Raw genomic sequence first — 24,328 nt, 5'->3', positions numbered from 1 at the left:
CAGGTAAAGTTAAGGCTCTTGCGACATCAGAATTGAAAGGTAACAAGCGGATGGACATTGCAGCATACATGAATGAAGTGGGTGCCCAGGCTCGTGCAGCAGCGAAACACGTTGCCCGATCAACCACAGCGGTACGTAATCAGGCGCTGCTGGCTATGGCCCAGGCCTTGGGCGCCGCCCGCGCCGAACTGACCGAGGCCAATAAGCAAGATCTTTGTGCTGCCAAGGCCAACGGCTTGGATAGCGCCATGCTGGACCGCTTAGAACTGACGCCGGCGCGAGTAGACGCCATGATTGAAGGGTTACATCAGGTGGCTGGCCTGTCAGACCCAATCGGCGTAATAACCGACATGGCGTACAGGCCATCGGGCATTCAGGTCGGTAAGATGCGAGTGCCGCTCGGTGTTATCGGTATTATTTATGAGTCACGCCCGAATGTGACCGTTGAAGCAGCCAGCCTTTGTCTGAAGTCTGGTAACGCCGCGATATTGCGCGGCGGCTCTGAATCCATTCACTCCAATCAGGCGATTGCGCGCTGTATTTCCAGTAGTTTGGCTCAAGCCGGTCTGCCGGAAACGGCTGTTCAGATTATTGCCACCGCCGATCGCGCCGCAGTGGGCGAGCTGATCACTATGCCGCAGTACGTTGACGTTATCGTACCGCGCGGTGGCAAAGGCCTGATTGAGCGCGTCAGCCGTGACGCCCGGGTTCCGGTGATCAAGCACCTTGATGGCGTATGTCACGTTTATATCGACAGTCACGCCGATCCTGAAAAGGCGCTGGCGGTGGCCGTGAACGCCAAAACCCAACGTTACGGCACCTGTAATACCATGGAAACTCTGCTGGTGGATGAGAAAATCGCCGCCGATATGCTACCGCTGCTGAACGCTGCGTTCGTAGAAAAAGGTGTAGAACTGCGCGGCTGCGAGCGCAGTCGGGAGATTGTCAGCGAGATGACGCCGGCGACAGAAGCCGACTGGGACGCAGAATACCTGGCCCCTATTCTTGCGGTAAAGGTAGTGGATGGCCTGGACGGCGCTATTGCTCATATCAGTCAGTTCAGCTCCCAGCACACCGACAGCATTATCACCGAAAATTACACCCGCGCCCGGCGCTTTCTTACCGAAGTGGATTCCAGCTCGGTGATGGTGAATGCCTCCACCCGCTTTGCCGATGGTTTTGAATACGGTCTGGGCGCGGAAATCGGAATTTCCACTGACAAAATTCACGCCCGAGGGCCAGTGGGGCTGGAGGGCCTGACGTCGCAAAAGTACGTGGTGTTCGGTGACGGTCATATCCGGGTTTAGCGCATGCACGTAATTTATGGTGGAACCTTTGACCCAGTGCACCACGGCCACCTGCGACTAGGCCTCGAGCTCAAGGGTTATCTGGGAGTGGCTCAGGTGCACCTGGTGCCCAGCTATACTCCCCCGCACCGCGGCGCAACAGGCGCAACCGCCGACCAGCGACTTCGGCTTTTGCAACTGGCGATTAAGGACGAGCCGGCGTTGGCGATTGACCCGCGCGAGTTGGATCGCGGCGGTAAATCCTTTACCGCCGACACCCTGCGCCAACTGCGCGCCGAATTGGGCTCGGATTGCCCACTGGTGATGGCCGTGGGTACCGATGCGTTTGCCGGTTTTGATCGCTGGCGCCAGTGGCAGGAAATTCTGGCACTGGCGCATATTGTGGTGGTCAGCCGCCCCGGGCCGACGCTAGACCCACAGGGTGTGCCCGCCTTTTTGCTGTCGAAGCATTACGTCGAACACGGTCATGAGCTTAAAAACTCGCCTTGTGGCCGAATTGTAATGTTTGCGCCGCCCTTGCTGGATATTTCCGCGACCGCCATTCGTCAGCGTCTGGCGTCGGGTCATTCCGCGCGCTACCTGCTTCCTTTGCCAGCGCTGGCAGAAATTCACCGGCAAGGGCTCTATGGTGCCTGCCCTGCGGTGGAACTTTAGTGCTACAATCGCGTTAATAACGACTTTTCGGGCGGCCATTCTGGCCAGAGCCCGGGCAACAGGGTGATTATGCAGGCCGAACAACTGAAAGATCTGGTAATAAACGCGCTGGAAGATGTAAAAGCCCAGGATTTAAGTGTCATTGATGTGCGTGAGCGCACCGGTGTCACAGATTTCATGGTTTTGGCGTCTGGCACGTCCAACCGACACTTGAAAGCGTTGGCCAATTCGGTCGTCGTTGACGCCAAAGAGCAGGGTGTTCGGGTTGATCATATAGAAGGCGCAGGCGGTAGCGACTGGATACTGGTGGATTTGGGTGACGTTGTGGTGCATGTAATGATGCCGGCGGCTCGCGAATTTTACGACTTGGAACGATTTTGGCGTGACGCCCCTGCACCTGATTTTGGTCTCGCGGGCGGCGAATAACCATGCGTTTACGTCTGATCTGCGTGGGGCAAAAAATGCCCGACTGGGTCAGTGCCGGTTATCTGGATTACGCTCGCCGCATGCCTCCGGAGTTATCTCTGGAGCTGATCGAAATCGCCATGGCACACCGGGGTAAAAACCCGGACATCCCCAGACTCATTCAGCGCGAAAGCGATGCCATTCTTGCCGCTACCCAACCGAAAGACCGGGTGGTAGCGCTGGAAGTGGGTGGGAGTCCCTGGTCGACAGAAAAACTGGCTGCGCAACTGGAAAACTGGCAACAGGATGGCCGCGACGTCAACTTTCTGGTGGGCGGGCCGGACGGGCTTGCTGACGCCTGTCGCCAGCGCGCCGACCAACAATGGTCTTTATCGCTGCTGACGCTGCCTCACCCGTTGGTACGCATTGTGTTAGCGGAGCAGCTGTACCGAGCCTGGTCCATTACCCGCAATCATCCTTACCACAGGGCGTAAGGCGCACGATGGGAGTGCTTCATGCCTTGGGGTGAATTCAAAAATATAGCCGCTGAACGCCGTTTGTTCCAGCGCCGCACTCTGGTCATGCTGATTTTTGTAATGTTGCTAACGGGAGCGTTGATTGCGCGCCTGTACCAGTTGCAAGTAGTAGAACACGAGATCTACACCACACTGTCAGACAAAAATCGGGTTCAGGTGCAGTCGGTGCCGCCGCCTCGGGGGTTGGTATACGATCGCAACCGCGTGCTGCTGGCGGAAAACCGCCCGGTGTTCAGCGTGACTCTGGTGCCCGAGCGCATTGCTGATATGAGCGCTACCCTGGCGCGCCTGCAAACCATTCTGTCCATTTCCGATGAAGACCTTGAACGCTTTCAGCGCCGCTTGAAAGAGCGCCGCCGTCCGTTTCAGGAATTGCCTCTGCGTTATGATCTTAATGAAGAAGAAATCGCCCGGCTAGCGGTGCTGCGCCATGAGTTACCGGGCGTAGAAGTGCAGGCCGAGCTGGTGCGCTACTACCCCCACAGCGAATTTACCGCCCATGCCTTGGGCTTCGTGGGGCGCATTAATCAAAGTGAGTTGCAGCGTATTGATCCGGTTAACTACGCCGGTACTAATTACATCGGAAAATCTGGAATTGAGCGTTTTTACGAACAGCAGCTGCACGGCAAGGTTGGCTACCAGCATGTTGAAACCAACGCTCGTGGCCGCACCCTTAGGGTGTTGGAGCGCAAAAATCCGGTGCCCGGTGAAAATATTCAGCTGCATCTGGATTTGCGCTTACAGAAGCTGGCCCACAAGCTGCTTGACGGTCGGCGCGGAGCCATTGTGGCGATTGAACCGGCAACAGGCGGTATTCTGGCGTTGGCCAGTGTGCCGGCGTTTGACGCCAACCAGTTTGTGACCGGCATCAGCGTAGAAGACTATCGCGAACTGAGTGAAAGCCGCGATAAACCTTTGTTTAACCGCGCCCTTCGTGGGCAGTACCCCCCTGGCTCTACTCTGAAACCGATGCTGGCGATTGCGGCACTGGATAGCGGTGCAACAAATCGCACACGCCGGGTGTGGGATCCAGGTTATTTCCAGTTGAACTCGTCTGGACGGCGCTATCGGGACTGGAAACGTTCAGGGCATGGGTGGGTTGACCTTGACCTGGCCATAACCCAATCCTGCGATGTGTATTTTTACGAAATCGCGGTGGACATGGGGGTTGATACCATTCACCACTACCTTTCTCGATTTGGATTCGGTGAAGACGCTGCGCTGGACGTAGCAGGGGCACTGAGTGGCCTTCTTCCTTCACGGGAATGGAAGCAGGGCGCCCGGCAGGAACCCTGGTATCCCGGTGACACGGTTAATCTGGGTATCGGCCAAGGTTTCATGTTGGCCACGCCTTTGCAGTTGGCAACGGCCACGGCGCTGATTGCCGACCGTGGGTTTTGGATAGAGCCGCGGCTGCTAAAAAGTATTGACGGCAACAACGATCTCACGAGTTTTTTGCCGGAGCAAAATCACGCGCCGTTAACGCTAAAAAATCCGGACGACTGGGAGTTTGTAGTGGAGGCCATGGCCGACGTGATGCACGGCGCGCGCGGAACCGCCCGTGCCTCTGGCGCAAACGCCAGCTACCGAATGGCCGGTAAAACCGGCACGGCCCAGGTTTTCTCCTTAGCTGAAGATGAAGAGTACGATGCAGAGGAAGTGAAAGAGCGGCTGCGTGATCACGCGATGTTTGTGGGGTTTGCGCCGGTAGATAACCCGCAGATTGCTGTGTCGGTGATTGTGGAAAACGGCGGTGGCGGCAGCAGTACTGCTGCGCCGGTGGCGCGCGCCCTGTTTGACGCCTGGCTGTTGGAATTCGGCGAAGGCGGGGGTGATAGAGAGGGCGCCGCCGCAGACATCGCCAACGTTGAGGGCCCTGGCTGATGGCCAATCGGGATATATTACACGGCACCGACAGCAGCTCCTTGGGAAACCCCCGCGGTTTTTGGGCGACGGTGCATCTTGACCCCATTCTACTGGTGTTGCTGCTGATGCTGATGGGTGGCGGCCTTTTTGTGCTTTACAGCGGTGCCGACCGCAATATAGACGTTGTCAAGGCTCAGGGTATTCGTCTGGGAATTGCCTTCGTCGCAATGGTAGTGCTGGCCCAGCTTGACCCTGCCGTGTTTCGCCGCTGGGCACCGCTGTTTTACACCCTCGGCCTGGTGGCGCTGGTGGCTGTGCTGCTGGTGGGCGTTGGTGCCAAGGGCGCCCAGCGCTGGCTGGCGGTTCCCGGTTTGCCCCGGTTCCAGCCTTCCGAATACATGAAGCTGGTGGTGCCAATGATGGCGGCCTGGTATTTGTCGCGCCATTATCTGCCGCCACGCTTGCGTCATCTGGCGGTGGGTATGGCCATCGTGTTGGTGCCTATGGCGATGATCGTCAAACAGCCTGATTTGGGCACCTCCCTGCTGGTTGGTATGGCGGGTATTTTCGTGGTGTTTTTTGCCGGTATCAGCTGGAAATTGATTGCGGCATTTTTTGCGTTGGTATCGGTGTCGGCGCCGGTGATGTGGATGTACGGCATGCGCGATTACCAAAAACAGCGGGTGCTGACCATGCTGGACCCGCAAAGTGACCCGCTGGGGGCAGGCTGGAATATCATCCAGTCTAAAACCGCTATCGGTTCCGGTGGCTACGATGGCAAGGGCTGGCTACACGGCACCCAGTCGCGTCTGGAATTTCTGCCCGAAAGCCACACCGACTTCATTGTGGCTGTGCTGGCGGAAGAGTTTGGCTTTGTCGGCATGCTGGTTTTGCTAACGGTGTATTTTCTGATTATTCTGCGCTGCCTTTACATTGCAGTTTCTGCTCAGGATTCGTTTAGTCGCTTGCTGGCAGGCGCATTGACCATGACCTTTTTCATTTATATTTTTGTCAATATTGGTATGGTCAGCGGTATGTTGCCTGTGGTGGGCGTGCCGCTGCCCCTGGTCAGTTACGGCGGTACCTCCGGGGTTACCTTTATGGCGGCTTTCGGGGTGTTGATGTCGATTCACACCCACCGCCGTATGATCTGTTCGTGAACAGTTCCGGATCGCAACCATGGCTGCCCGGTAATGGCGTAGTACCAGCCGCAGCCGTTAGAATGGGGCAGTGCCCGCTTTTGCGGTTTTCAATTATGGGGGATATCCCACTGTGATCATCAAGTCTGCCCTGTGGGTCGTGTTGGCGGGAGCTCTGGCCATGCTGGTCGGCTGTGCTTCTGCGCCCCCGGAAAAAGATCATTCCGGCCGTTATACGATCCGCCAGGATCGCGCGCCTGACGGCAACTTTGACGCCTCCGGGCTAAAAGATGCGCAACCTCGTTATGAGGAGCCGCGGCGGGCAGGCAACAAATCGTCTTACACCGTGTGGGGCAAACAATACAGCGTGATGGACGACAACGACGGGTACGTGGCCGAAGGCATGGCAAGCTGGTACGGTGAAAAGTTCCACGGCCACAAAACCTCCAACGGCGAAGTGTTCGATATGTACCAGATGACCGCCGCCCACAAATCGCTGCGCATTCCCAGTTACGCGCGGGTGACCAGCCTTGCCAACGGCCGCTCGGTGATTGTGCGGGTAAACGACCGCGGTCCTTTTCATGGCGACCGGATGATTGATTTGTCTTACGCTGCAGCCAAACGACTGGGCTACCAGGGCCAGGGTGTCGCAAAGGTAGAGGTGGCAGCGATTACGGTTAGCCCGGACGGCGCCATGCTCTTGGCCAATAAACCGTTTGCTGGAGCCGCCAGGTCGCAAGCGGTGGCTGTGCAATCAAAGCCGAAGCGCCCAGAACCTCAGCGCGAACCTGTGGTGGCGGCGGAGCCGGCTTCGGCAGAACGTCAGGATAGCGCAACAGTCGTCGCATCTTCAGCTCAAGGAGTATTCGTGCAGTTGGCGTCATTCTCCAGCAACGTTGCGGCCAAAAATCTGATACGACAGGTTCAAAACCAGATGCAGACACCCATGCGGGTTAAAGTGGCTGACACCGGTAGCGGGCGTTTTCACCGCGTTCAGGCTGGCCCTTTCAACAATGAACAGAGCGCCCTGCAAGCCCAACAGTTGCTGCAGACCTTCGGCTTTCATCAAACCATTTTGCTGACGGACTCACGTTGACTGGTTCGCGCTGGCTGATCCAGGCACAAGAGCCACGCTGAAGAGTCGCCGGTAAACCCTATCCATACACTGACTGATAAATGAAAAAACCATGGCTTTTATATCTCTGTTTCGTTCCGCTTTGTTTGTGTACACATTGTTGCTGGTCGTCGCTGGCAACGCTCTGGCCCAGACCGTACTGATACCGGCGCCGCCGCAGATTGCCGGCAGTTCCTACGTGTTGATGGAGCCCAAAAGCGGGCACGTCATTATGGAAAACAACAGCAGTGAGCGCCTGCCGCCCGCGAGCCTGACTAAAATGATGACCGCGTACATTGTTGAGCGCGAGCTGGATGAGGGCCGTGTTGCCATGGGCGACATGGTGCCCATCAGCGTGACTGCCTGGCAAACCGGAGGTTCCCGTACCTTTGTGCGTGAAGGCACCAGCGTAACGGTAGAAGATTTGTTACGTGGGGTAGTGATTCAGTCCGGTAACGACGCCTCGGTGGCCTTGGCGGAATTTGTTGCCGGCAGCGAGGGCGCGTTTGTCGACATCATGAACCAGCAGGCTGAACTCCTGGGCATGACCAATACCAATTTCGAGAACGCCACCGGATTGCCGTCACCTAACCACTATTCTACCGCTCATGACTTGGCTCTTTTGGCCCAGGCCACCATCAACGATTACCCCGAAACCTATCCGATTTACGCCGAAAAGCACTTCACCTTCAACAACATTCGCCAGCCAAATCGCAACAGCTTGCTGTGGCGTGACAACAGCGTAGACGGGCTGAAAACCGGCCATACCGAAGAAGCCGGATATTGTCTGGTAGCTTCGGCAGAACGCGATGACACCCGTTTTATAGCGGTGGTAATGGGCGCTCGCAGTGTGGAGTCGCGCTCACAAGAAGTGCAGAAAATGCTGTACTATGGCTTCCGTTACTATCAGAGCGAGCGCCTGTTTAGCGCCGGCCAAGAGCTGATTAAGTCACCGGTTTGGGGTGGTGCTGCCAACACCTTGCCGGTTGGGGTGCTTGAAGATGTTTATGTCACCATTTCCCGCGGTGCCCGCAATCAGCTGGAGTCTGTTATAGACCTGGATTCAGTGGTAAAAGCGCCCGTCAACGCTGGCGATGAATTGGGCCGCATCAAGGTTTCGTATCAGGGCGAGGTGCTGGTAGACCAGCCCGTACTGGCGCTGGCAGATGTGCCTGAAGGCGGTTTTTTCAAGCGCATCTGGGATGTTGTAAAACTGTTTTTTGTGCAGTTGTTCCAGTAAGCCAGAGCCCCATAGCCGGACAGTAAGATGAGTGACGCAAAAGCACCAAAAATCGAATTCCCCTGCGATTACGCGATTAAGGTGATTGGTAATGCAGCTCCGGATTTCAGGGAGTTTGTGCTGGCAGTGGTTGAACGCCATGCACCGAGGCCAGATGCCAGCACCGTGACCGTAAACGACAGCCGTAACGGCCGTTTCTGTTCGGTGCGGCTGACCATGGCTGCAACCGGGGAGCCACAACTGCAGGCGCTGTTTAACGAGCTCAAAGCCAGCGGCCGCGTGCACATGGTGTTGTAACCGTGAGCCAACTGATTGTGCGCTCATTGGGCGAGCAGCCCTACCTGGAAACCTGGCATGCCATGCAGGCATTTACCGCCAGCCGCGACAAAAACAGCGCTGACGAGCTCTGGTGCCTGCAGCACTCGCCGGTTTATACCCAGGGGCAGGCCGGTAAGGCCGAGCATATTCTGGCGCCCGGTGATATACCGGTGGTTCAGGTAGACCGGGGTGGTCAGGTGACCTACCACGGCCCCGGCCAATTGGTCATTTATCTGCTGATTGACCTGACTCGCAGTGCCTTGGGTATTCGCGCGTTGGTCAGCCATATTGAACAGTCCATCGTAAACACTCTTGCACCTTTGGGTATCAGCGCCGCGCCGCGGGCCGATGCGCCGGGGGTTTATGTGGATGGCGCGAAAATCGCGTCGCTGGGTTTGCGTGTACGCCGCGGTTGCTCATTCCACGGCCTGGCGCTGAATGTTGCCATGGATATGGAACCCTTCGCGCGAATCAACCCGTGCGGCTATGCCGGTATGGCCATGTGCCAGGTTCAGGACTTTGCGCAGCACGCCACATTTGCACAGATAGAGCAGCAGCTTGCCGAACAACTGGTTGCCGCCTTGGGCCATAGCTTGACAGGCGAGGGCTCGGTAAGCTGGCAGCAGGGCTGGTGAATCTGCGCCGAGATGAGACAGTGGCAGGCTAAAAAACATTTGAATCAGTAAATATTTACGTTAGAGAGCACTTGAGTGAGTGAATATCTAAGTGAAAGAGTATTTAAGCTGGAGAGATTTAGGGCTGGAGAGCATTTAGAGTTGGAGAGTATTTATGGCAAAAAAGGGATCAGACAACTCTGTCTCACGCATAAAAACCGGCAGCTTCGAACGCAGGCTTAGCCTCACCCGTGCCGGCCTGTTTGCCGGCACCCGCATGGCTTCCCACATGGCGACCAATTGGCTGGGTGGGAAGGAACGCCGCGAACAGCGTCACAAGGCCATGCTGTCTACCCAGGCCCGCTTTCTGGTAGACGAGCTGGGCCAGCTAAAAGGCAGCGTGGTCAAGATTGGCCAGGTGATGGCCTTGTACGGCGAACATTTTCTACCCGATGAAGTGACCGAAGCCCTGCATACTCTGGAAGACCAGACCACGTCTTTGGCGTGGCCGGCCATCGAGCGCGTGTTGCAATCGGAATTGGGCAGGGAGCGCCTGGCGCAGCTGGAAATTGAACCTCAGCCTATTGGCGCCGCTTCACTGGGCCAGGTTCACCGCGCCCGGCGCTTGAGTGATGGCCTTGAACTGGTGCTGAAAGTGCAGTACCCCGATGTGGGCGATGCGGTCGACAGCGATCTAAACGCCGTTGCCAAGCTGCTAAAAATGGCCCGCTTAGTCAATTTTGGCCCTGAATTCGACGACTGGCTGGAAGAAGTGCGGGTAATGATGCACCGCGAGGTGGATTACCGCCTGGAAGCCCACACCACCGAGCGTTTTCGTCAAATGCTGCTAGACGATCCGCGTTTCATTGTGCCGCGGGTACTGCCGGAATACTCCAGTGCCCAAGTGATTGCCTCCACTTATGAGCGCGGGCACTCTGTTAACTCGCCCACGGTTGCCGGCATGTCGTTGGAGCGCCGCAGTGAGCTGGGTAAGGCCGCGCTGGAGCTGTTCTTTCGCGAGTTGTTTGATTGGGGTGAAATTCAGACCGACCCGAACTTTGGCAACTATCGCATTCGCTTGGCCGGAGAGTCGGGCGCAGAAGCAGACCACGATCGTATCGTGCTGCTGGATTTTGGCGCGGTGCAGCGCTACAGCGATGACTTTCTACAGCCGGTTATCCAAATGATTCGTGCCTCCTATGAAAACGATCTGGGTGCTGTGATCGATGGCGGCGTGCAACTCCGGTTTATGAGCCGTGACTGGCCCACTGAGGTGCTGGAAATCTTTGGCCGGGTATGTATGTCAGTGTTGGAGCCGTTGATTGGCGACCCTAGCGAATGGCCACCCGAGGCTGTGAACAGCGCCGGCCAGTATCGCTGGAAACAAAGCGACCTGCCTTCACGGGTAGCACGGCAGGCCGCTCGTTCTGCTATTAGTCGCTACTTTCGCGTGCCACCAAAAGAGTTCGTGTTTCTGAACCGCAAGTTGATCGGGGTTTACACGTTTATTGCCGTTTTGCAGGCGGAATTCAACGGCGAGCCAATGCTACGGCGCTATCTTTACCCTGAGAACACTAAACCCGACACCAGCGCCTCGGTTTCGGGGCCGTAGGCACTGAGTACCAGCCACAACACAATGGCATAGCGCAGGCCCTTGCCGATGCCAACCAGAATCACAAAGTTCAGCCAAGGCACGCGCATAATACCGCCTACCAGGGTAAGCGCGTCGCCGCCAATCGGTAACCAGCCCAGCAGTAACGACCATTGGCCAAAGCGGTTAAAGCGGTTGCGGGCATTGTGCAGCTGCACTTCGGTCATCGGAAACCAGCGTTTGTGCTTGAATCGATCTACCTGGCGTCCGATAATTCCGTTCACCACAGACCCCAGCGTATTGCCGGTTGTGGCCGCAAACCACAACCAGAATGGCCCATAGCCCTTGGCCAGCAGGGTGCCCAGCAGGATTTCCGAATACGCCGGTAGCAGCGTAGCAGCGGCAAAAGCGGTGGCGAACAGGGTCAGGTATACCACGGGTTCTCCGTTTGAGGATTTATTGGATCAGCTTTGGCTTTCAGCATAGTTGGCCAATCGGAATACTAGACTATCGCGGCTATTCAAACAGTCAATTTTCATTCCCCGGCAGCCATGCCATCATGTCTACGCCAATGGGAAAAACATCGATCAAGCCAATAGCCATCAAGCTAACAGGCAAGCATTAATAACGGGAGCAAGTTATGGGAAAAGTCACAATTTTTGGTCGTACCAGTTGCGGTTTCTGCGTAGGGGCCATTCGTCTGTGCGAAGCTCGTGATTTCGAGTTTAAATGGGTAGACATGATTGAGGAAGACATTACTAAAGCGGATATTGCACAGAAAATCGGCAAGCCTGTATATACCGTGCCGCAGATCTTCGTGGGTGAGCAGCACATTGGCGGCTATGACGAATTTTCCACTTTTGTACGCCAGCAAGAAACAGCCGAGCATTAAGTACGTCTAACTGTTCATTCCACTCACGATCTGGTTGGCTCAGTTGCCGCTCAACCACAGAGTCGTTTATTTGGCGGCGAAGCGGGCAGTGCGGCAGGGTTGTCTCAGAGCTCGAATGCGGTTTTAAGGCGCTTTTCTACCAGCTGGTTTTTCAGTTTGGCTACTTTTGGTAAGCCGTTTTCAAAAGGTGGAAAACTCTCGCCCTGAATCAGCGGGCTCAGGTAGTCGCGGCAGTCTTGGGTAATGCCGAAGCCATCATCGGTGATGTAGTGAATCGGCATTTTCTTTTCCTGGTTAGCCACGTCGCTCAGCGGTGCCTCGCCCACTCTCCAGCGATAAGGTTTGGCCTGCTCGCGAACGATGATGGGCATCAGCGCCTGCTTGCCGGCAATCGCCATTTCTACCGCTGCCTTGCCGACGGTGTAGGCCTGTTCTACGTCGGTGGCCGAGGCGATATGGCGCGCGCTGCGCTGCAGGTAATCGGCTACGGCCCAGTGGTACTTGTAGCCCAGAGCCTGCTTCATCAGATTTGCCAGCGCGGGTGCAACGCCGCCTAGTTGGGTGTGGCCAAAGGCGTCTCTGGCCCCGGCTTCAGCCAGAAAGCGGCCGTCTTCATATTGGGCGCCTTCAGACGCAACAATCACGCAATAACCGTATTCCTTCACGCAAAAGTCCACCCGGGCCAGGAAGGCCTCGCGATCAAACGGAATTTCCGGGAACAGAATAATGTGTGGCGGCTCACCTTCGCTCTGACCGGCAAGCCCGCCTGATGCAGCAATCCAGCCGGCGTGACGGCCCATCACCTCCAGAATGAACACCTTGGTGGAGGTCTCGCACATGGATTTGATGTCCAGGCTGGCTTCCATTGTGGAGATGGCAATGTACTTGGCAACCGAGCCAAAGCCCGGGCAGCAATCGGTGAAGGGCAGATCGTTATCAACGGTTTTGGGTATACCGATGCAGGTAATAGGATAGCCCATTTTTTCGCTGATCTGCGATACCTTGTAAGCGGTGTCCTGAGAATCGCCGCCGCCGTTATAGAAGAAATACCCGATGTCGTGGGCGCGGAACACTTCAATTAAACGCTCGTATTCGCGGCGGTTTTCGGAAATATTTTTAAGCTTGTGGCGACACGATCCAAAAGCACCGCCAGGGGTATGCATCAGCGCGGCAATGGCGCCATCGGACTCCAGACTGGTATCGATCAGTTCTTCTTTCAACGCACCGAGAATACCGTTGCGCCCGGCATACACCTTGCCGATTTTATCCGGGTGCCGGCGGGTGGTCTGAATAACGCCACAGGCGCTGGCGTTTATAACGGCGGTAACACCACCGGATTGTGCATAGAATGCGTTTTTAATGGCCATCTGGCAGGTAAGCCTCTCACTGATTTGACGATGGCGCGCATGATACGCCAATTACCGGCAATTTTCATGACCGGTAAAACCGAAACGGTCAGCAGCGCATGCTTGACGGACCGCAGCGTATGGGGGACGCTTGGCAGTGTTTTTATCAGGAGGCGGTCGGTTTCATGCACATTCATATATTGGGTATTTGCGGCACCTTTATGGGTAGCCTGGCTGTATTGGCCCGTGAACTGGGGCACAAGGTGACTGGCTCTGATCAAGGCGTTTACCCGCCCATGAGTACCCAGCTGCAAGCTCAGGGCATCGAGCTGATTGAAGGCTACCACCCTGACAACCTCAAACCGCGGCCCGATCTGGTGCTGATCGGCAACGCCATGTCCCGTGGCAACGCCGAAGTGGAACAGGTGCTTAACCGCAATATTCCTTATATGTCCGGCCCCGAATGGCTGGCGCGGGAAGTGTTACACCAGCGTTGGGTGCTGGCGGTAGCCGGCACCCACGGCAAAACCACCACCACCGCCATGCTGCTGTGGATACTGGAGCAGGCCGGGTTTGACGCCGGTTATCTGGTGGGCGGCGTACCCAAAGATTTGCCGGTGTCTGCGCGCCTGGGCAGCAGTGACTTTTTTGTGATTGAGGCCGATGAATACGACAGCGCGTTTTTTGACAAGCGTTCGAAGTTTGTTCACTACCGCCCGCGCACGCTGATTTTGAACAATCTGGAATTCGACCATGCCGATATTTTTGACAACGTGGAAGCCATCGAGCGCCAGTTTCATCACCTGATTCGCACCGTGCCGTCCCAGGGCTTGATTCTGCGCCCGACGCTGGATAGCCACCTGGACAACGCCATTGCCCTGGGCTGCTGGACCCCGCAGCAAACGCTGTCTATTGGTGGCGAAGCCGACAGTCCAAGCCACTGGCGAGCCGAGCTGTTGAGCGACGACGGCAGCCATTTCATGGTGTTGCGCCACGAGCAGCCGGTGGCCGCAGTAAAGTGGTCCCACAGCGGCCTACACAACGTGCGTAACGCCCTGTCGGCCATTGCCGCAGCGCGCCATATGGGTGTTACTCCAGACTACGCCATTAGTGCGTTGTGCCATTTTTCCGGAGTAAAAAGGCGTATGGAGTTGCTGGCGGACATTAATGGCGTAAAGGTGTATGACGACTTCGCCCATCACCCCACAGCCATCGCCACGACCCTGGACGGCTTGCGTAAGCAGGTGGGCGACGAGCCGGTGCTGGCGTTGATCGAGCCCCGTTCCAATACCATGAAACAGGGCGTACACAGCGACACCCTGTTGCCCAGCGCGGCAGCCGCCGATCGCGTGCTCTGGGCCAACCTGAACGATTCGAGCTGGTTGCCGGAATTGGTTGAACGCTGGCAACAGGCCAACGCCGACAGTAGCTTGCACCGGGTAGAAGCATCAGTAGACGATTTGATTTCGCGGGTAATGGCAGACTTGCCCAGCCCCTGCCACATTGTAATTATGAGCAACGGCGGTTTTGGCGGCATTCATCAACGACTGATGGCTGAAATCGAGCGTATCAACGGGTAATCCAAATTACGCCGCCTTAGAATTGGAGCAAGCCGTGCATGAATGAGGTGCCCGCAGTGAGTGATACAGCAGCAACAGACGATGCCCCGCGAGTCATCAACCTGGCGTTTACCGGTGCTTCTGGCGCGCCTTACGGCCTGCGCCTGCTGCAGTGCCTGGTAGCTGCCGGCTGTCGGGTTCAGGTGATGATCAGCAAAGCCGCGCAGATTGTGATTGCCACCGAAACCGACCTGAAATTGCCCGGTACACCGCCGGCCATGCAACAGTGCCTGAGCGAATACAGCCAGGCAGCCCCCGGCCAGGTATTGGTATTTGGCCGCGAAGATTGGTTTTCACCGCCGGCCTCCGGTTCCGGCGAAAAAGCCCCGCTGGTGATTTGCCCCTGCAGCACCGGCACCCTGTCGGCCCTGGCCACGGGCGCCAGCAACAACCTGATAGAAAGAGCAGGGGACGTAGCCCTGAAAGAACGCCGCCAGCTGATACTGGTGCCGCGCGAGGCGCCCTATTCAGAAGTTCACCTGGAGAACATGCTGAAACTGACCCGCATGGGCGCTGTCATCATGCCAGCCAGCCCGGGGTTTTATCACAATCCGGAAACCATCAACGACTTGGTGGACTTTGTGGTGGCACGTTTGCTGGATCACTTAGGTGTTAATCAGAAACTGATGCCGCGCTGGGGGGAAGAGAGGCTAGCGCGAAAGCTTAAAGGGGGTTAGGCGCGCGGTTTTCTGCGGGCGTGCGAGTCTCTGCGTCAGTAGATGTTTTTATGAGGTTTATAGGCAAAATTTGAACGCAAAAAACGTCTCGTACCCATTGTGTGTAAAAGGAACGGCGTTTTGATCAGAATTGCTTCAGTCCGGTTGAGCTTTACGATAAGACCATATCTTGGGGAAAGAAATGGTGCCGAGGAGAGGACTTGAACCTCCACGCCCTTGCGAGCACTAGCACCTGAAGCTAGCGTGTCTACCAATTTCACCACCTCGGCAGGTGATTCGCAGGATGTCTGGTGTTCGGAAGTCAGAGTGTTCTGCCGCCAGTTAAAGTTGCCCTCAACCGATGGCGCGTACTTTAATGATTCGCCGAAAAGCTGTCAAACACTTTTTTTAAAAGGCTGAGATGTTTATTTGCCTTCTCTGGCGCTATAAAGAAAAGGGTTACGAACGTGTCCAAGTGTAAATACTGATGCGCTTTCTACCTGCTTTATAAAGCCTGTGTATCAGGCAGTTTCGGCGAACCGGCGTTATACTGTTATGCTAACGCCCATTGACTCAATACAGTTGTGCCGCTGAGGCGCAGATAGCAAACAAGGATCCGAATGGTTTCCAGTAAGAAGACATCCAACGACCCCCACGCCAAACGTGAGGCCCAGAATTACGACAACCCGATTCAGAGCCGCGAGTTCATTCTTGCGCATCTGAAAGACCGGGGTGCGCCGGCCACACACGAAACCCTGTGCGAAGAACTGGGGCAGTCGTCCGAAGAGAGCATTGAAGCCCTGCGCCGCCGCCTGATTGCGATGTGCCGCGACGGTCAGCTTATTTGCAACCGCCGCAACGCTTTTTTGCCCATCGAAGAAGCCGACCTGGTGAGCGGCCGGGTGATTGGCCATAAAGATGGCTTCGGTTTTTTAACACCCGATGGTGATGGCACCGACCTGTTTTTGACCGCGCGCCAGATGCGTCAGGTGTTTCACGGCGACCGTGTGGTTGCCCGCGTTGACAAAGTAGACGATCGTGGCCGCCGTGAGGGCGCGATTGTTGAGGTGCTGGAGCACCGCACCACGCAAACCGTCGGCCGTTTCTTTAAAGAAAGCGGTATTACGTTTGTGGTGCCTGAAAACGCCCGCATCAACCACGAAGTATTGATACCGGATGAGATGGCTGGCGCGGCACGTCATGGGCAGTACGTGGTGGTCGACATCATTCGTCAGCCCACCCTGCGCAGTCAGCCCACCGGGCGCGTCACCGAAGTGCTGGGTGAGCATATGGCTCCGGGCATGGAAATTGACGTGGCGATTCGTGCCTACGACATTCCCCATTCCTGGCCGGATGCGGTCGGTGAGCAAACTGCGGCCATTTCCGAGCAGGTCACCGATGCTGACAAGCGCAACCGCGTGTGCATTCGTGAACTGGCGCTGGTGACCATTGACGGTGCAGACGCGCGGGATTTCGACGATGCCATTTATTGCGAGCCGCGCCCGCGCGGTGGCTACCGGTTGCTGGTAGCCATTGCCGATGTGTCGCACTATGTGCGCCCGGGCTCATCGCTGGATGACGAAGCGCTGAATCGCGGCACCTCAGTGTATTTTCCAGACCACGTAGTGCCCATGCTGCCGGAAAAGTTGTCCAACGGCTTGTGCTCGCTGAACCCGGAAGTGGATCGCCTGTGCATGGTGGCGGATATGACCATTAGCGCCGCGGGCAACATCAGTAGCTACACCTTCTACCAGGCGGTAATGAACAGCCACGCGCGGCTGACTTATAACAAGGTCAGCGACATTCTGGAGCACCCCGAGTCCCCCCGTGGTATCGAGCTGAGCAACCAGTATTCCGCCGTATTGCCCGAGCTGCACAATTTGTACGGCCTGTATAAGCTGCTGCGCAAGGCGCGCACTGAGCGTGGTGCCATTGATTTTGAAACCACCGAAACCCGTATAGTATTTGATGCCGCACGCAAGATTGAAGAAATCGTGCCGGTGCAGCGCAACGACGCCCACAAGATTGTAGAAGAATGCATGCTGGCGACCAACGTGGCTACCGCGCGCTTCCTGAAAAAGCACAAAATGCCGGCGCTGTATCGAGTGCATGATGGCCCATCGGAACAACGCCTTGGATCCCTGCGGCTGTTTTTGGGCGAGTTAGGGTTGCAGCTTGGCGGTGGCGACAAGCCTACGTCGGCTGATTACCAGCAACTGCTGGGCTCTATCGGTGAGCGGCCTGATGCTCAAGTGATTCAGACTGTCATGCTGCGCTCCCTGAGCCAAGCAGTTTACAGCCCTGAAGAAGCCGGCCACTTTGGCCTGGGGTATTCGAGCTACGCACACTTTACCTCGCCGATTCGGCGATATCCGGATCTGATCGTGCATCGGGCAATCAAAGCCTGCATTCACGCAGATCAGCCAACGAAAGACGTGATTGCGCCAGATCAGACAGACGCGGAACTGGCGAAATATCCGTACGATTACGCCCGTATGGAGAAGTTCGGTGAACATGCGTCGATGGCCGAGCGCCGCGCTGACGATGCCACTCGCGACGTAATGGCTTGGTTGAAGTGCGAGTTCCTGAGTGACCATGTAGGTGAGGAATACGACGGCGTCATTGCGGCTGTTGTCGGTTTTGGCTTCTTTGTAGAGCTTGCCGACATCTATATCGAAGGCCTGGTGCACGTGTCAACGCTGAATGGCGACTACTTCCAGCACGATCACGCCAAGCACCGGTTGATTGGCGAACGCACGGCCATCAGTTTCCGCCTGGGCGATGAAGTGCGTGTGAAAGTGATGCGCGTGGGTATGGAAGATCGCAAGATTGACCTGGAGCTGGTAAGCACGCCAAAACGTCGCCAGGCCGACCGCGATGCGCTTGAAGTGAACGGCCGCGCCGGTCGAGATCCCGGTAAAAGTGGCAAAGGTGGCAAGAAAGACGGTAAAGCCAAAGGCGAGCGCAGTAAGCGCGGTGGTAAGTCGGACAAGCCAGCTGCGGGCCGCGGCTCCAGATCCGCAGGCCCGAAATCGGATCGGGCCAAGCCGGCCGCCGGCTCCGCCCGTGATCAACTGGCTGCCGATGCGGCTCGCGCTGCTGGTGGTAAAGCCTCGGCAAGCGACGGCGATGCCAGTGGCGGCGAATTGCGCAAGCCGCGCAAGCGCAGACCCAAGAGCTAGCGCACCCAGCTGACTTCTTGTAGTCTTTCGCTGACCACCACCTTGCCGACTTTAATGTGCGCGCAAGGCGGTGGTAGATTTACCAAAATTTTTTAGCAGGAAATACCGTCAGTGGCAGAGCAATTTGTATTTGGCTGGCATGCCGTTGAAGCCGTCTTAAAGCGTGAACCCGAGCGGCTGCTGCAAGTGTGGATTCAAACCGGCCGCCAGGATAAGCGGGTAAAAAGCACCACCGAACTGCTGGATACCCTGGGTGTGTCTTGGGAGATTGTGCATCGAAAACTGCTGGATAGCCGCGTTGCCGGTGTCCATCAAGGCATTGTTGCGTCGGTGAGCGAAAGTCGGGAATGGAGTGAAGACGACTTGCTGGCGCTGCTGGCAAACTCTGAAAAGCCGCCGTTTCTGTTGATTCTGGACGGTGTTACCGACCCCCATAACCTGGGCGCGTGTATGCGCACCGCCGATGCAGTCGGCGTGCAGGCGGTGATTGTGCCAAAAGATAAATCCGCCACCTTAACGCCGGTTGCCCGCAAGGTTGCCTGCGGTGCAGCAGAAACCGTACCTTTTGTCCGTGTGACCAATCTGGCACGCCTGCTGCGCACCTTGCAAGAGCAGGGCGTTTGGCTGGTCGGCACCGCGGGTGAAGCCAGCATTACCTTGCACCAGGCTGACCTGACCGGCCCGCTGGCGTTGGTGATGGGAGCCGAAGGCAAGGGTATGCGGCGGTTGACCCGTGAGCATTGTGACCAATTGATCAACATTCCGATGGTGGGCGACGTTGAAAGTCTGAACGTGTCTGTTGCCAGTGGTGTGTGTCTTTATGAGGCCTTGCGCCAGCGTTCTGCTAAGGGCTAGCTGCAGTAGCTTATCAATCCTTGCATACCTGGCGGCACCCGCCTAGTATACCTCACCCCTTTTCCGGGGTGGTTTTTTATTGTCTCAACAAAGGCAATGCATTACCTCGCCAGCGCCGGCAAACGTCTTTCCGATAAAGAGTTTCGGGCCTGGCAAAAAAACGGCAGTTCTGCTGTCACCTCCTTGCTTTTATGTTATGCGACATTGATGGCGTTTACGCCCGCCGCAAATCTAGAGGCTGTTCAATCCGTAGGGAGAATTCATGCGTCACTACGAAGTTGTATTTATGGTACACCCGGATCAAAGCGAGCAAGTGCCCGCTATGATCGAGCGTTATACCAGCCTCATCACTGAAGATGGTGGCCAGGTAGATCGCTTGGAAGATTGGGGCCGTCGTCACCTGGCATACCCGATCAACAAGATTCACAAAGCTCATTACGTGCTGATGAACATTCAATGTTCACAGACCGCGATGGACGAGCTGACCCATAACTTCCGCTTCAACGATGCCATCATCCGTGAGCTGATCCTGCGTCGTGATGAAGCTGTTACCGATATGTCTCCGATGAAAACTGCCGAGTCTCGCGAAGACCGCCGCCCAAGTGGAGATGATCGTCCGCGCCGCTCAGCCGAATCTGACGAAAGCCAGAAAAAAGCTGACGACACAGACGAAGAAGAGTAATTAACCGGAGTTAAGGAGTTACGTTATGGCTCGTTTTTTCAGACGTCGCAAGTTCTGCCGGTTCACGGCAGAAGGTGTTAAAGAGATCGATTACAAGGATCTGGACACCCTGAAAGGTTATGTCACTGAAACAGGCAAAATCGTGCCTAGCCGCATTACCGGCACCAAAGCACGTTATCAGCGTCAGCTGGCCACCGCTATCAAGCGCGCCCGCTTCCTGGCACTGCTGCCGTATTCGGACAGCCACGATAACTAAGAACAGATAAACAGGACTTGGGACCATGCGTGCACTGGCACAATTTGTAATGCGCGGTCCCCTGCAGGCTAGCGTGGTAGCGGCTTTAACTACGGCTATACCTCTGCTTTTCTGGGTTGGCACAGCGGTTGTCGGGCTGGTTATATTACGGCTTGGCATTCGCCAGGGGCTGAACGTTGGCCTTTGGGCATTGCTGCCGGCACTGGGCTGGAGTTGGTTTGGGCAAGACCCTACCGCTCTGGCCGTGTTGCTGGAAGTGATGCTGATGACAGCTCTGTTGCGGGTGACTTCGTCGTGGGACAAAGCTCTGTGTGGCGGTACTTTTCTGGCGATTGTGACAGGATTGGTTCTGCCGCAGCTGTACCCCGGCCTGATGGACATTCTGGTGCAAGCCGGAGTTCAGTTTTACCAGCAATACAACGCCGACGTAGCACAGTCGCTGGGTAACAACCTGGAATCTGTGATTCGGCAAACCATGAGCGCCAGTATGGCGGGTACCTATCTGGCTTTGGCCATAGGTATGACCCTGCTAGCTCGTGGTTGGCAGGCAGCACTGTACAACCCTGGCGGTTTGCGCACAGAGTTTCACGGGTTGCGCCTGTCGCCGGTATTTGCGGTTGTGTTTGCCGTCACCATGGTGATTGGCCCCGTGCTGGGGTTGAACACCGTGCTGCTGGCCTGGGCTGCGGGAACCCCGCTGTTTCTGGCCGGGCTGGCGCTGGTTCATGGTGTTGTAGCGCGTAAAAAGCTGAGCCGCCAATGGTTGGTGATGTTTTACGTTGCGCTGGTATTGCTGGGTCCAAGCCTGATGATTCTGTTAGTAGTTCTGGCTTTTGTGGATAGTTGGCTGAATATTCGGGGGCGAATCAATCCTCCCGGACCGGTCGAATAAAGCACGAAGAGGTTAACGAGATGGAAGTTATTCTGCTCGAAAAAGTTGCAAACCTGGGTGCCCTGGGTGACAAGGTTAATGTGAAATCCGGTTACGGCCGTAATTTCCTGCTGCCTTATGGCAAAGCGGTTCCGGCCACTGAAGCCAATCTGAACGCGTTTGAAGAGCGTCGTGCCGAGCTTGAAAAAGCCGCAACCGAAAAACTGGCTGTTGCGCAAGCCCGCGCCGAAAAGCTCGAAGGCGCATCTTTCACCATCAGCTCTAAAGCGGGTAATGAAGGTAAGCTGTTCGGTTCTATTGGTGCGCGCGATGTGGCTGATGCCATCACCGCTTCCGGCACCGATGTAGAAAAGAGCGAAGTTCTGCTGCCAGAAGGCCCGCTGCGGGCTGTTGGCGAGTACGAAGTTGAGCTCAAGCTGCACAGCGATGTGTACATAACCGTTAAGCTGGCGGTTGTTGCCGAGTAATCGGCAGCAGTTCAGCATCAGGCAATAGTGGTCAGTTCTGATCTTTATTGCCGCACAGCAGGCCCGGAACGGTAGCAATACGGTTTCGGGCCTGCTGCTTTCTGGTATGCTTCAAAGTCCTGTTTCCTCTCCCATTGCCACTGAGCCTTCGTAAGCCGTACGCCAGAGCAGTGGTCAACTGAAGACGTGTTCATGGCAAAGCCGAATCTAAAGCCCGCAAACAGCGATCCAGAAACCAGCCGAATTAAAGTGCCGCCGCATTCCTTGGAAGCGGAGCAGGCCGTGCTGGGTGGGCTGATGCTGGACAACCGCCGCTTTGATGAAATCTCCGAGATGATTTCGGCGGTGGATTTTTATCGCCAGGACCATCGGCTGATTTTTGGCGCGGTGGAACGCCTGGCCAGTGAAAACGAGCCGCTAGACGTTGTTACTCTGGCCGAATTTCTGGAGCGGGCAGGGGATATCGAACACGCCGGTGGCCTGTCGTATCTGGCTGAGCTGGCCGAAAAAACCCCCGGCGCAGCGAACATCCGCGCCTACGCCGATATTGTTCGCGAACGTTCTATTTTGCGCCAGTTGGTGGAGGCATCGGGTAAAATTTCCGATTCGGCGTTCAACCCATTGGGTCGCAACAGCAGTGAAATTCTGGACGAAGCCGAGCGCACGGTGTTCCAGATTGCCGAGTCGCGGGTTAAAGAAGGTTCTGGCCCTAAGGGCATTAATCCGATTCTTACGCAAACCCTAAGCCGCATTGAAGAGCTGTTCGAATCTGGCGAACAGACCACCGGCTTGACCACGGGTTTTCGTGATTTGGATGAGCGTACCTCGGGTATGCAGCCCTCAGACCTGATCATTGTTGCCGGGCGGCCGTCTATGGGTAAAACCACGCTCGCCATGAACATCGTTGAAAACGCCTTGATTTCAAGTGGCCTGCCCGTGTTGGTGTTCAGCATGGAAATGCCAGCAGACGCCTTGGCCATGCGTATGTTGTCTTCGCTTGGGCGCATAGACCAAACCAAAGTACGCAATGGCAAGCTCGAAGAAGACGACTGGCCCCGGTTAACCTCGGCGGTGAGCCTGCTGAAAGACAAACCGCTCTATATTGACGACACCCCCGGCCTTAGCCCGACCGAGCTGCGCTCGCGGGCCCGGCGCATTGCGCGGGAGAATGGCGGCAAAATCGGGCTGATCATGGTGGATTACCTGCAGCTGATGCGGGTGCCTGGTAACACCGAAGGCCGCACCGCGGAAATCTCCGAAATTTCGCGCTCACTCAAAGGTATCGCCAAAGAGCTGAGCTGCCCGGTGGTTGCGCTGTCGCAGCTCAACCGAAGCCTGGAGCAGCGCCCCAACAAGCGGCCCATCAACTCGGATCTGCGTGAATCCGGGGCTATCGAGCAAGATGCAGACGTTATTATGTTTGTCTATCGTGATGAGGTTTATAACGAAGATACTCCAGATAAAGGTGTGGCCGAAATTATCATCGGCAAGCAGCGTAATGGCCCTATTGGTACGATACGCTTGGCGTTTATTGGCAAATACACCAAGTTTGAAGATCTTGCCCACGGTAATTATGGCGAGTATGGAGACGACTACTGATGCCAAGGGGTTCCTTTGCGCTGATAGACTCAAAAGCGCTGCAGCATAACTACCAGGTGGCCTGCCAGCGTTCTGGGCAATCCAGTGCCATGGCGGTAATTAAAGCCGATGGCTACGGCCACGGCATTGCGGGAGTTGCGGGTGCCCTGGCTGCGGTGGCGCCCAAATTTGCGGTGGCGTGTATTGAAGAGGCCATCGCCATTCGTAATGCTGGCGTAGGTCAACAGCCTGTGGCGTTGCTGCAGGGGGTTCACAGTGAGCAGGATCTGGCGACTTGCATAGAGCACAACTTCGAACCGGTGCTGCACTGCGACGACCAGTTGCAGTGGGTTGTGCGAGCGCCAGCTGCGCCGAGTATCTGGCTGAAAATAAATACCGGGATGAACCGCCTGGGTTTTCACGCCGAGGAGCTGGCCCGGGTGATGGCCACGCTTGCGCATCACCAGCTGACGCCAAAGGTGATAGGTTTTGTGAACCATTTTTCCTGTGCCGATGACGAACGCAGCACCATGACGCAGCAGCAGACCGAGCGTTTCGAGAAGGCGACCGCGCCTTGGCCCGGGTTGCAGCGCAGCGTTGCCAACTCGGCGGCGTTGTTCAGGCCGGGCCAAAAGCTGTTTGGCTGGAGCCGCCCCGGCATCATGCTGTATGGCGCGTCGCCCATTGTTGGCACGTCGGCTGCGGAGCTGGGGTTAAAGCCGGTAATGACGTTACAGGCGCCGCTGATCAGTACCCGTCTGTTGCAGCCTGGCGACAGCGTGGGTTACGGCGCAGACTGGGTTGCGAACAAGCCTACGCGCATGGGCATTGTCGCCTTGGGCTACGGCGACGGTTACCCTCGCCATGCGGGCACGGGTACCCCTGCTGCTGTCCATGGCCAGCGCATACAGCTTATCGGCCGGGTGTCGATGGACATGCTGGCGGTCGATCTGAGCGCTGCCCCCGCGGCGCGCAATGGCGACCCGGTAGAACTGTGGGGCACCACGGTGCCGGTGGATGACGTGGCCGGCCACGCCGGTACGATTGGTTACGAGTTGCTGACCGGCGTTACAGCCCGGGTACCTCGGCGCTGGTGCTAGTCTTACTTAACAGGAATGG

24 protein-coding genes and 1 tRNA gene are annotated in these 24,328 nt (G+C 56.5%); 22 read left to right on the top strand and 3 right to left on the bottom strand.

Annotation, left to right across the window (positions count from 1 at the left end; genetic code table 11):
- The first annotated feature begins 50 nt into the window (after nt 1-50).
- The 11 genes from A3OI_RS0113820 to A3OI_RS0113770 all read left to right on the top strand — a co-directional run bounded on the left by A3OI_RS0113820 (nt 51) and on the right by A3OI_RS0113770 (nt 10,805).
- Nucleotides 51-1,307, top strand: coding sequence for a glutamate-5-semialdehyde dehydrogenase (locus A3OI_RS0113820; protein ID WP_018404849.1), 1,257 nt, complete (start codon nt 51-53; stop codon nt 1,305-1,307).
- Between the two features lie 3 nt (nt 1,308-1,310).
- Nucleotides 1,311-1,961: a nicotinate-nucleotide adenylyltransferase gene (nadD, locus tag A3OI_RS0113815; protein WP_018404848.1), complete on the top strand. Its 651-nt coding sequence runs from the start codon at nt 1,311-1,313 to the stop codon at nt 1,959-1,961.
- A gap of 69 nt (nt 1,962-2,030) precedes the next feature.
- Entirely contained in the window at nt 2,031-2,387 is a 357-nt protein-coding gene (gene rsfS / locus A3OI_RS0113810) for a ribosome silencing factor (protein WP_018404847.1), read from the top strand.
- A 2-nt stretch (nt 2,388-2,389) separates the two neighbouring features.
- Nucleotides 2,390-2,860 (top strand): 23S rRNA (pseudouridine(1915)-N(3))-methyltransferase RlmH, encoded by a 471-nt coding sequence (gene rlmH, locus A3OI_RS0113805; protein ID WP_018404846.1) that lies wholly within the window; start codon nt 2,390-2,392, stop codon nt 2,858-2,860.
- A 21-nt stretch (nt 2,861-2,881) separates the two neighbouring features.
- A complete protein-coding gene (gene mrdA / locus A3OI_RS0113800) occupies nt 2,882-4,786 on the top strand; it encodes a penicillin-binding protein 2 (protein WP_018404845.1) in 1,905 nt (634 codons plus the stop codon).
- Nucleotides 4,786-5,928 carry a rod shape-determining protein RodA gene (rodA, locus tag A3OI_RS0113795; protein WP_018404844.1) on the top strand — a complete coding sequence of 381 codons (1,143 nt, stop codon included), beginning with the start codon at nt 4,786-4,788 and terminating at the stop codon, nt 5,926-5,928. The genes mrdA and rodA overlap by 1 nt, the downstream gene beginning before the upstream one ends.
- Nucleotides 5,929-6,040: 112 nt before the next feature.
- On the top strand, nt 6,041-7,003 hold the full coding sequence (locus A3OI_RS0113790; protein ID WP_018404843.1) for a septal ring lytic transglycosylase RlpA family protein: 963 nt from the start codon (nt 6,041-6,043) through the stop codon (nt 7,001-7,003).
- A 91-nt stretch (nt 7,004-7,094) separates the two neighbouring features.
- Nucleotides 7,095-8,261: a D-alanyl-D-alanine carboxypeptidase family protein gene (locus A3OI_RS0113785; RefSeq protein WP_018404842.1), complete on the top strand. Its 1,167-nt coding sequence runs from the start codon at nt 7,095-7,097 to the stop codon at nt 8,259-8,261.
- Between the two features lie 27 nt (nt 8,262-8,288).
- A complete protein-coding gene (locus A3OI_RS0113780; RefSeq protein WP_018404841.1) occupies nt 8,289-8,558 on the top strand; it encodes an HP0495 family protein in 270 nt (89 codons plus the stop codon).
- 2 nt (nt 8,559-8,560) lie between these two features.
- The gene (lipB, locus tag A3OI_RS0113775) at nt 8,561-9,214 is read left to right on the top strand and encodes a lipoyl(octanoyl) transferase LipB (RefSeq protein WP_018404840.1); all 654 of its coding nucleotides are present in this window, start codon (nt 8,561-8,563) and stop codon (nt 9,212-9,214) included.
- 154 nt (nt 9,215-9,368) lie between these two features.
- On the top strand, nt 9,369-10,805 hold the full coding sequence (locus A3OI_RS0113770; protein WP_018404839.1) for an ABC1 kinase family protein: 1,437 nt from the start codon (nt 9,369-9,371) through the stop codon (nt 10,803-10,805).
- On the opposite strand, the gene A3OI_RS0113765 is transcribed toward A3OI_RS0113770, so the two are convergent.
- Nucleotides 10,754-11,221, bottom strand: a complete 468-nt coding sequence (locus A3OI_RS0113765; protein WP_018404838.1) for a YqaA family protein — start codon at nt 11,219-11,221, stop codon at nt 10,754-10,756. The two genes, A3OI_RS0113770 and A3OI_RS0113765, sit on opposite strands and share 52 nt — an antisense overlap.
- A 203-nt stretch (nt 11,222-11,424) precedes the next feature.
- Between A3OI_RS0113765 and A3OI_RS0113760 the strand changes: the two genes are divergently transcribed.
- Complete coding sequence (locus A3OI_RS0113760; RefSeq protein ID WP_018404837.1) at nt 11,425-11,676, top strand: GrxA family glutaredoxin; 252 nt, start codon at nt 11,425-11,427, stop codon at nt 11,674-11,676.
- Between the two features lie 104 nt (nt 11,677-11,780).
- Here the strand turns inward: A3OI_RS0113760 and A3OI_RS0113755 are convergent, their stop codons facing one another.
- Complete coding sequence (locus A3OI_RS0113755) at nt 11,781-13,043, bottom strand: 6-phosphofructokinase (RefSeq protein ID WP_018404836.1); 1,263 nt, start codon at nt 13,041-13,043, stop codon at nt 11,781-11,783.
- Nucleotides 13,044-13,207: 164 nt separating this feature from the next.
- Between A3OI_RS0113755 and mpl the strand changes: the two genes are divergently transcribed.
- Both mpl and A3OI_RS0113745 read left to right on the top strand, forming a co-directional pair.
- Nucleotides 13,208-14,602, top strand: coding sequence for a UDP-N-acetylmuramate:L-alanyl-gamma-D-glutamyl-meso-diaminopimelate ligase (gene mpl, locus A3OI_RS0113750; RefSeq protein WP_026224211.1), 1,395 nt, complete (start codon nt 13,208-13,210; stop codon nt 14,600-14,602).
- 38 nt (nt 14,603-14,640) lie between these two features.
- Nucleotides 14,641-15,318 (top strand): flavin prenyltransferase UbiX, encoded by a 678-nt coding sequence (locus tag A3OI_RS0113745; protein ID WP_018404834.1) that lies wholly within the window; start codon nt 14,641-14,643, stop codon nt 15,316-15,318.
- Nucleotides 15,319-15,500: 182 nt separating this feature from the next.
- On the opposite strand, the gene A3OI_RS0113740 is transcribed toward A3OI_RS0113745, so the two are convergent.
- Nucleotides 15,501-15,587: transfer RNA gene (locus tag A3OI_RS0113740), tRNA-Leu, on the bottom strand.
- Between the two features lie 330 nt (nt 15,588-15,917).
- Here A3OI_RS0113740 and rnr point away from each other — a divergent pair.
- The 8 genes from rnr to alr all read left to right on the top strand — a co-directional run bounded on the left by rnr (nt 15,918) and on the right by alr (nt 24,309).
- A complete protein-coding gene (rnr, locus tag A3OI_RS0113735) occupies nt 15,918-18,479 on the top strand; it encodes a ribonuclease R (RefSeq protein ID WP_018404833.1) in 2,562 nt (853 codons plus the stop codon).
- Between the two features lie 111 nt (nt 18,480-18,590).
- Entirely contained in the window at nt 18,591-19,334 is a 744-nt protein-coding gene (gene rlmB, locus A3OI_RS0113730; RefSeq protein WP_018404832.1) for a 23S rRNA (guanosine(2251)-2'-O)-methyltransferase RlmB, read from the top strand.
- Nucleotides 19,335-19,596: 262 nt separating this feature from the next.
- Complete coding sequence (gene rpsF, locus A3OI_RS0113725; protein WP_018404831.1) at nt 19,597-20,016, top strand: 30S ribosomal protein S6; 420 nt, start codon at nt 19,597-19,599, stop codon at nt 20,014-20,016.
- A 25-nt stretch (nt 20,017-20,041) separates the two neighbouring features.
- Nucleotides 20,042-20,272, top strand: coding sequence for a 30S ribosomal protein S18 (gene rpsR, locus A3OI_RS0113720; RefSeq protein WP_007348899.1), 231 nt, complete (start codon nt 20,042-20,044; stop codon nt 20,270-20,272).
- Between the two features lie 25 nt (nt 20,273-20,297).
- Complete coding sequence (locus A3OI_RS0113715) at nt 20,298-21,164, top strand: YybS family protein (protein WP_018404830.1); 867 nt, start codon at nt 20,298-20,300, stop codon at nt 21,162-21,164.
- A gap of 20 nt (nt 21,165-21,184) precedes the next feature.
- A complete protein-coding gene (rplI, locus tag A3OI_RS0113710) occupies nt 21,185-21,631 on the top strand; it encodes a 50S ribosomal protein L9 (RefSeq protein ID WP_018404829.1) in 447 nt (148 codons plus the stop codon).
- 192 nt (nt 21,632-21,823) lie between these two features.
- Nucleotides 21,824-23,230 carry a replicative DNA helicase gene (dnaB, locus tag A3OI_RS0113700; RefSeq protein WP_018404828.1) on the top strand — a complete coding sequence of 469 codons (1,407 nt, stop codon included), beginning with the start codon at nt 21,824-21,826 and terminating at the stop codon, nt 23,228-23,230.
- Nucleotides 23,230-24,309 carry an alanine racemase gene (alr, locus tag A3OI_RS0113695; protein ID WP_018404827.1) on the top strand — a complete coding sequence of 360 codons (1,080 nt, stop codon included), beginning with the start codon at nt 23,230-23,232 and terminating at the stop codon, nt 24,307-24,309. Before dnaB ends, alr begins: the two co-directional genes overlap by 1 nt.
- Nucleotides 24,310-24,328 lie beyond the last annotated feature (19 nt).

The sequence above is a fragment of the Marinobacter gelidimuriae genome, from assembly GCF_000372805.1.
Lineage (GTDB): Bacteria > Pseudomonadota > Gammaproteobacteria > Pseudomonadales > Oleiphilaceae > Marinobacter > Marinobacter gelidimuriae.
The sequence above is the reverse complement of the archived record's forward strand: the minus strand, read 5'-3'. Positions and strand labels throughout refer to the sequence as shown.

Excerpts from the sequence above, each read along its gene's own strand:
- A3OI_RS0113820 (WP_018404849.1), top strand. The coding sequence starts at position 51 with ATGGACATTGCAGCATACATGAATGAAGTGGGTGCCCAGGCTCGTGCA.
- nadD (WP_018404848.1), top strand. The coding sequence starts at position 1,311 with ATGCACGTAATTTATGGTGGAACCTTTGACCCAGTGCACCACGGCCAC.
- rsfS (WP_018404847.1), top strand. The coding sequence starts at position 2,031 with ATGCAGGCCGAACAACTGAAAGATCTGGTAATAAACGCGCTGGAAGAT.
- rlmH (WP_018404846.1), top strand. The coding sequence starts at position 2,390 with ATGCGTTTACGTCTGATCTGCGTGGGGCAAAAAATGCCCGACTGGGTC.
- mrdA (WP_018404845.1), top strand. The coding sequence starts at position 2,882 with ATGCCTTGGGGTGAATTCAAAAATATAGCCGCTGAACGCCGTTTGTTC.
- rodA (WP_018404844.1), top strand. The coding sequence starts at position 4,786 with ATGGCCAATCGGGATATATTACACGGCACCGACAGCAGCTCCTTGGGA.
- A3OI_RS0113785 (WP_018404842.1), top strand. The coding sequence starts at position 7,095 with ATGGCTTTTATATCTCTGTTTCGTTCCGCTTTGTTTGTGTACACATTG.
- A3OI_RS0113780 (WP_018404841.1), top strand. The coding sequence starts at position 8,289 with ATGAGTGACGCAAAAGCACCAAAAATCGAATTCCCCTGCGATTACGCG.
- A3OI_RS0113770 (WP_018404839.1), top strand. The coding sequence starts at position 9,369 with ATGGCAAAAAAGGGATCAGACAACTCTGTCTCACGCATAAAAACCGGC.
- A3OI_RS0113760 (WP_018404837.1), top strand. The coding sequence starts at position 11,425 with ATGGGAAAAGTCACAATTTTTGGTCGTACCAGTTGCGGTTTCTGCGTA.
- A3OI_RS0113755 (WP_018404836.1), bottom strand. The coding sequence starts at position 13,043 with ATGGCCATTAAAAACGCATTCTATGCACAATCCGGTGGTGTTACCGCC.
- mpl (WP_026224211.1), top strand. The coding sequence starts at position 13,208 with ATGCACATTCATATATTGGGTATTTGCGGCACCTTTATGGGTAGCCTG.
- A3OI_RS0113745 (WP_018404834.1), top strand. The coding sequence starts at position 14,641 with ATGAATGAGGTGCCCGCAGTGAGTGATACAGCAGCAACAGACGATGCC.
- rnr (WP_018404833.1), top strand. The coding sequence starts at position 15,918 with ATGGTTTCCAGTAAGAAGACATCCAACGACCCCCACGCCAAACGTGAG.
- rpsF (WP_018404831.1), top strand. The coding sequence starts at position 19,597 with ATGCGTCACTACGAAGTTGTATTTATGGTACACCCGGATCAAAGCGAG.
- rpsR (WP_007348899.1), top strand. The coding sequence starts at position 20,042 with ATGGCTCGTTTTTTCAGACGTCGCAAGTTCTGCCGGTTCACGGCAGAA.
- A3OI_RS0113715 (WP_018404830.1), top strand. The coding sequence starts at position 20,298 with ATGCGTGCACTGGCACAATTTGTAATGCGCGGTCCCCTGCAGGCTAGC.
- rplI (WP_018404829.1), top strand. The coding sequence starts at position 21,185 with ATGGAAGTTATTCTGCTCGAAAAAGTTGCAAACCTGGGTGCCCTGGGT.
- dnaB (WP_018404828.1), top strand. The coding sequence starts at position 21,824 with ATGGCAAAGCCGAATCTAAAGCCCGCAAACAGCGATCCAGAAACCAGC.
- alr (WP_018404827.1), top strand. The coding sequence starts at position 23,230 with ATGCCAAGGGGTTCCTTTGCGCTGATAGACTCAAAAGCGCTGCAGCAT.